Source organism: Deinococcus pimensis DSM 21231, assembly GCF_000519345.1.
Lineage (GTDB): Bacteria > Deinococcota > Deinococci > Deinococcales > Deinococcaceae > Deinococcus_A > Deinococcus_A pimensis.
Genome location: NZ_KI912640.1, coordinates 55,294 through 62,033, shown reverse-complemented (window position 1 = coordinate 62,033; position 6,740 = coordinate 55,294). Strand labels below are relative to the sequence as shown.

5 protein-coding genes are annotated in these 6,740 nt (G+C 70.3%); all 5 read right to left on the bottom strand.

Features of this window, described 5'->3' with window-relative positions; all coding sequences use genetic code 11:
* Positions 1–175: 175 nt before the first annotated feature.
* Complete coding sequence (locus DEIPI_RS30325) at positions 176–2,029, bottom strand: amylo-alpha-1,6-glucosidase (RefSeq protein ID WP_045234114.1); 1,854 nt, start codon at positions 2,027–2,029, stop codon at positions 176–178.
* Between the two features lie 368 nt (positions 2,030–2,397).
* Positions 2,398–3,945 (bottom strand): carbohydrate ABC transporter permease, encoded by a 1,548-nt coding sequence (locus DEIPI_RS0111020; RefSeq protein WP_027481813.1) that lies wholly within the window; start codon positions 3,943–3,945, stop codon positions 2,398–2,400.
* Positions 3,946–3,958: 13 nt separating this feature from the next.
* Positions 3,959–5,056, bottom strand: coding sequence for a carbohydrate ABC transporter permease (locus DEIPI_RS0111015; RefSeq protein WP_027481812.1), 1,098 nt, complete (start codon positions 5,054–5,056; stop codon positions 3,959–3,961).
* Positions 5,057–5,179: 123 nt separating this feature from the next.
* Positions 5,180–6,412 (bottom strand): ABC transporter substrate-binding protein, encoded by a 1,233-nt coding sequence (locus DEIPI_RS0111010; protein ID WP_027481853.1) that lies wholly within the window; start codon positions 6,410–6,412, stop codon positions 5,180–5,182.
* Positions 6,409–6,740 (bottom strand): substrate-binding domain-containing protein (locus DEIPI_RS39520; RefSeq protein WP_169737079.1); only part of this gene is annotated, 332 nt, incomplete at its 5' end. The genes DEIPI_RS0111010 and DEIPI_RS39520, both read right to left, overlap by 4 nt.

Here is a 6,740-nt window from a genome sequence, read left to right as displayed (position 1 = left end):
GGCTTCACGCCCGACCTGCCCGACCTCGACGCGTCCGGGGAGGCCGTCATCACGCGCGGGCAGGCCGCCGTGTGGCTCGCCGCGACCCTGCGGCAGGCTGCCGGACTGCACGAGCGCAGGGCGGCCCTCCCGTCCGGAAAGGCCGCCCCGCAGGGCCCCGGGGGGTCCTAGGAGGTCAGTCCGCCGCCGCGCGCGCCGCCTCCTGCGCGGGCAGCAGGTGCGCGAGCGCCACGGGCAGCACCGCGTCCCAGCCCTGCGGGTGGCAGGCCGCCGGGTACGGTACGGGCGGGCCGTCCTCACGCTCGAAGCCCGCGAAGAGCTCCGGCAGGCGCGCGTCCGCCGCCCAGCGCGCCGCGTCGTACAGGGCGCGCGCCACGCGGCCCGCCTCCTCGGTGAGGCCGTAGCGGGCCATGCCGAGCGCCGCGAGGGCCGTGTCGTGCGGCCACACGCTGCCGTTGTGGTACGAGACGGGGTTGTAGCGCGGCTCGCGCGCGCCGAGCGTGCGGATGCCCCAGCCCGTCCAGAGTTCCTCAGAGAGGGCGACCGCCGTCACGGACGCCGCGTGCTCCTCCGGGACGATGCCCGTCCAGAGGGTGTGCGGCGCGTTCGACACCAGCACCCGCATGGGCCGCTTGTCGCCGCCGAGGCCGTGCACGTACGTGCCGCGCTCCGGCCACCAGAACTTCTCGTGGAAGACCGCGCGGAGGCGCCCGGCGAGGTCGCGGTAGTGCGCCGCGCGCCCGGCGTCCCCTGCCGCCTCGTACAGGTCCGCGCCCGCGAGGTACGCGGCGTACGCGTAGCCCTGCACCTCCACCACCGCGATGTGCCCCTCGGCGTCCTCACCCGTCTCGAAGAAGGTGCTGTCGCCGCTGTCCTTCCACACCTGGTTGCGGATGCCGTCCTCGTCGGGCGTGTACTCCAGCAGCAGGTCGCCGTCCGCGTCGCCGATCGTCTCCATCCACGTGAGGGCCGCCTGCCAGTGCGGGGCGAGCTCCGCGCCCACGGCGGGGTCGCGCTTCGCGAGCTCGCCGCACAGCCACACGAACAGGGGCGTCGCGTCCACCGTGCCGTAGTACGGGCGGTGCTGCGTGCGGCCCGTGCGGGTCAGTTCGCCGTTGCGTTCCTCGTGCAGGATCTTGCCGGGCTCCTCCAGCGTCACGTCGTCGTGCTTCACCCCCTGACGCGCCGCGAGGTAGCGCGCGACGCCCAGCGCCACCTCCGGATGGTGCGGGAGCAGCAGGTGCGCCATGATCAGGCTGTCGCGCCCGAAGGGCGCCACGAACCACGGGATGCCCGCCGCCGGGAAGGGCCCCTGCGGCGTCCAGAACAGCAGCGAACGCAGGTCCTGCAGGCTGCGCGTCAGCACCTCCGTGTCGCGGGCGTCCGCGAGCGTCGTGGCGGGCGTCCAGCGCGCGTAATCCTGCTCGATCGCCGCGACGTCCGCCTCGCGCGGCGACTCGTCCCCCTGCAGGGCGTGCACGGTGACGCTCACGTCGAGGTCGCCCGTCACGTCCCACACGAGCGCCTCGCCGTCCCAGCGGGCGGGTGGGCTCGTCTCCACGAGCGCGCGCACGACGAGGCCGTCCTGAGCGGTGTACGTGAATTCCACGCGGCCCTCACCGGAGGTGACCCGCACGTCACGCGGAGGCTGGGCGGGCCAGCCGCGCACCTCGAACATGTCCTTGAAGTCCGCCGCGAGCCGCAGCCGCAGCTCACGTGCGACGTCGCGGTAGCGCGTGACGCGCACGCGGTCGTGCAGCGCCGCGCCCGTCAGCGTGAGGTCGCGCTCCAGGCCCGTGTGCATGGTGTAGCCGAGGTTCGCGTTGCCGCTCACCTCGTGCAGCCACCACGGGTAGCGCAGGTGCTGCACGAGCGGCTGGGGGCGCTCGCCGTCGAGCTGCCACTCGTACAGCGACAGGAAGCGGGTGTCGCGGCGGTACAGGCCCGCCTCGCCCTCGGTGACGACGTACTGGCCGTCACCCACCCAGTAGAGTTCGTTTTCTTTCAGGACACCACGGGAACTCAGCATGTGAAACTCCGGAAGTTCAGCGATCAGCGTTCAGCCATCAGCTGTCAGTCGTCGGCCGCTCAGGGGCGGCCGGAAGAGAGGGCTTGGGGTCCAAAAGGAGCGTCCGTCAGGAGGGGCTATCGGCGTTTTGGCCGCGGGAGTGTGAGGGGTGGGCATCCAGCTTTGGCGTCGTACGCTCTGCCGTCGTACGCACCGGAGCGGTCCGGTGCTCATGCCAGGGGCGCTCACGCGTCTCTGCACTCATGGCTGCCGTCGTACGCACCGGAGCGGTCCGGTGCTCATGCCAGGGCCGTCCACGCGTCTCTGCACTCATGGCGGGGACGGCCCCTCGCTTGAGCCTGGGGCGTCGACGTGTCTCCACAACCTGTTCAGCCTTTGACCGCGCTTCCCGTCTGGCTCTCCACGAAGTACCGCTGGAACACGATGAACAGCACGATCACCGGGAGCGCGCTCAGCACGGCGCCCGCGAGGATCAGGCCGTAGTCGCCCGCCGCGCCGTACGCCTCGCGGAAGGACAGCATACCGATCGGCAACGTGAGGTTCAGGTTGCCCTTGAGCAGCACCAGCGGCCAGAAGAAGTCGTTCCACGCGCCCTGGAAGGTCGTGATGGTCAGCGCGCCCAGCGCGGGGCCCGCCTGGGGCAGCATGACGCGCCAGAAGGTCTGGAAGGGCGTGGCGCCGTCGAGCGCGGCGGCCTCCTCCAGCTCGCGCGGCAGACCCTCGAAGAACTGCTTCATCAGGAACACGGCGGCCGCGCCGATGCCGGTGGAGAGCAGCAACCCCCAGATGTTGAGCAGGTTCAGGCGCTCCAGCACGAGGTAGTTGCTGATGAACGTCACCTGCAGCGGCACCATCTGCACGAACAGCACCAGCAGGAACAGCAGGTTCTTGCCGGGGAAGTCGAAGCGCGCGAGGGCGTACCCGGCGAGGCTCGCGAAGAGGATCGCGGCGAGCGCCTTGGTGATGGCGATCGCGAAGGAGTTCAGCGTCCAGCGCAGGAAGAGGCTCTGACCGCTGTCGGCGTCGACGCTCTCGCGGAAGGCGCGCTGGTAGTTGTTGAAGGTGTAGCCGAGGATGCCGGGCGTGATGTTGCGGAACGACTGCGCCCGACCGAAGTTCTGCACGTCGCTCGCGGGGAGGTCCGCGCCCTCGAAGGTCTGGCCGCGCGCGAGGTTCACGTCGAGGGGCGTGCGTTCGATGAGGGGCCCGGCGAGGTAGTAGCGGTCCCCGGAACGGACGAGTTCCACGGGCTGCTGCGGATTGCTGCCGAGCGTGTACTGCACCTGCTGCGCCTCGGGCGTGTCCAGCGTGATCTTCACGGGCTGCCCGCCGACGGTCGCGGTGAAGTCCGCGCCGCTCTGCTCGTCGGGCAGCGTGGCGAACACCCGCTCGCCCTGCTGGCGGGTGAGGCGCGGGTAGGTGACCTTCACGCGGTACGTGACGACGTCGCCCTCGCGGCGCACGACGGTCGGGCCGTCCACCTGCACGTACTCGTTGGCGAGGGCGCGCGAGCGGACCGCGCCGAGGCCCGCGCCGGGACGGCGGGCGGGCACCGAGACCCTCGGGATCTCGTTCGCGCCGCCGGGCTGACGGACGCGGAAGCTGAAGTCGATGTCCGCGCCGGGCGTCAGCCCGCCGCTCCAGCCGCCGCCGCCGCCCGCGACGCCGAGGCGGTACGCGGTGGAGATGTTGGCGGGGTTGATCTGCGGGAACACGATGCGGGGCGGGTACTCGTTCGGGTCGTCCTTGAGGCTCGACAGGGTGCCCATCAGGAAGGGCCCGAGGAACAGGAAGGACAGCAGCAGCATGAACAGGTACGTCCAGCCCGCGCGGGCCCAGCGGCGCCGCGCGATCCAGCGGTCGTCGACGTCGCCGCGCCGGGCGGGCGGACGGGGGGTGTCCTTGGCGATGCTCATGGGTCTCCCCTCCTCAGGTCTGCGCCTCGTCGGCGACGAAGAAGCGGCGCTGGAGCAGCACGATGATGAGCGTGATGACGGCGAGGACGATGGCGGCGGCGGTCGCGAGGCCCACCTCGCTGACGCCTCCGGCGAAGGCGCGGCTGTACACGTAGTACGCGAGGGTGATGCGCTGCGCGAGCGGCGCGGCCGCGCCGATGATGGCGACCTGGTCGAACATCTGCAGCGTGCCGATCAGGCCGGTCGTGATGACGTAGAAGGTCACGGGGCGCAGCATCGGCACGGTGACGCGCGTGAACTGCTGGACCTTCGTGGCGCCGTCGATCTCGGCGGCCTCGTACAGGGCGCGCGGGATGTTCTGGAGGCCCGCGAGGAAGAACAGCATCAGGGTGGGAACGGTCGTGAAGGTGTTCTGCGCGATGATCGTGGCGAGCGGCACGGGCAGCACCCCGCCGATCCTCGCGGTGGTGGCGTAGTAGGAGATGTCGACGGGCGGGACGTCACGGACGCCGACGACGCCGAGGCTCGTGAGCAGCCACGTCAGGGCGATCGCGACGAGGGCGCTGACGCTCGCGAGGGCCGGGTCGAACCACGAGGCGGGCAGCCTGCGGGCCCGCTCGATCAGGACCTGCACGACCTGCGCGGCGACGAGGACGAGCGCGAGCGTGCCGATGACGGGCGCGTACGCGAGGAACTGCGTGAGCAGGTAGTTGAAGATGCCGCGCCGCTGGAGCAGCCACAGGAAGATCAGGCCGATGACGGCGCTGGACGTGATGCTGGGCATGTACCACGCGGTGCGGAAGAAGGCGAGGCCGCGGATCTTCTGGTTGAGGATGTTCGCGACGATCAGCGCGAACACCGTCTGCAGGAAGGTCGTGATGAACGCGAAGAGCAGCGTGTTCGCGAGCGCGGTGGTGAAGAGGCTGTCCGCGACGATGTCGGTGTAGTTCTTGATCCCGACGAGGGTCGGGTCGTTGAAGAGGTTGTAGTCGGTGAAGCTGAAGTACAGGGCGCGCACGAAGGCGTACACGAAGAACACCGCGAGCGTCACCAGGAATGGCGCCAGGAAGATCAGGGCGGTCGTGATCTCCTGGCGGCGTTGAGTGTTCATGAGGTCCTCTCCGGAGATTCGCGGGCCGCGTCATGTCCCGCGAGAAGACCGGTCGAGGGGCGGGCGCCCCTCGACCGGGATGATGGGGCCTTCACGCGGCCGGGGGCCGCGCGACGGGGTTCATCAGCGCTTCTGGAGGGTGTTGAGGTCGGCCTGCGCTTTCTGCAGGGCCGCCGCGGAGGTGCTCTTGCCGCTCAGGACGGAGGCGAGGGCCTCGTTGATGGGGCGGGTCCACTCGCCGAGGTTGTAGCGCCCGGCGGTGTACGTGACGACGTTGCCGTCGCTGGCGCCGCGGAAGACGACACTGGCGTTCTGCGCCTCGGGGGTGGTCTTCTTGAAGAAGGCGTTGGTCTGGAGGGCGGTGCGGCTGGGGATGGCGAGGCCGCGCTCCAGGATGTACTGCTGGGCCTGCGCGCTCGTGAGGGCGTTGAGGACCTTCACGGCGGCGGCCTTGTTCTTGGTGCGGGCGTTGATGGCCCAGCCGACGGTGTAGAGGAAGTTGCCGCGCTTGCCGCTCGTGGCCTTGGGCAGGGGCGCGGTGCCGTAGTTCAGGTTGGGGGCGTTGTCACGCAGGAAGCCCGTGATCCAGTTGCCCTCGATGGCGATGGCGGTGTTGCCCTTGCCGAAGCAGCCGCCGCCCCAGTCGGTGCTGAGATCGCTGGGTTGCACGACGGTCTTGTCCTTGGCGAGGCCGGTGTACCAGTCGAACGCGGCCTTGAACTTGGGGTCCTGGACGTTGGTGCGGCCCTGCGCGTCGAAGGGCTGCCAGCCGTTCGCGAGCGCGAAGGCGCCCATGCGGGCGTAGTCGGGCACGAAACAGGCGCCGTAGTAGTCGTTGCCGAGGGCCTTGCGGACGCTCCGGAGCTTCGTCGCGAGGGTCGTCCAGGTGTCGTTCGCGTTGGGGTACGCGACCTTGGCCTCGTCGAAGAGGTCCTTGTTGTAGACGAGCGAGAGGGTGTTGAAGTCCTTGGCGATGCCGTAGAGCTTGCCGCCCACCGTGAAGGTCTTGTTGAGGTTGGAGAGGAAGGCCTTGCTGTCCACGAGGCCGTTGAGGGGCAGGATGCGGCCCGTCGCGACGAAGGGCTGCACGGTCTCGCCGGGCAGGTAGAACACGTCGCCGGCGTTCCCGGCGGAGAGCAGGTTGGTGAGCTGCTGGTTGTAGTCGCCCTGGAGGGGCTCGTACGTGACGGTGATGCCGTCCTTGGCGACCTGCGGCTTCACGAAGCGGTTGATGAGGTCGCTGACGATCGCGGGGTCCTGCCCGGCGTACCCGTTGATCTTGATGGTGACGTTCTGCGCGCCGGCGGTGGCGCCGAGGGCGAGCAGGGACAGACCGAGAAGCAGAGCCTTGTTCATGGGGTTCCTCCGGGGGGTGCCGTCGTGTCTCCGACGACGAAGCGGACGGGGACGAACTCGCCGCGCGGCGGGCGACCCGCGAGCGCTTCGAGCACCAGTTCGAGGGCGCGCGTGGCGACGCTCTCGATGTCCTGCGCGACGGTGGTGAGGCGGCCCGTCCACTGTCTGCCCGCCGAGGGCAGGTCGGGAAGGCCGTCGAACCCGACGACGGAGACGTCCTCGGGCACGCGGAGCCCGAGGTCGCGCAGGGCGACGATCGCGCCGACGGCCATCTCGTCGGACGCGGCGAACAGGCCGCTGGCCCGCGTGCCGCCCTCCCAGGCGGCGC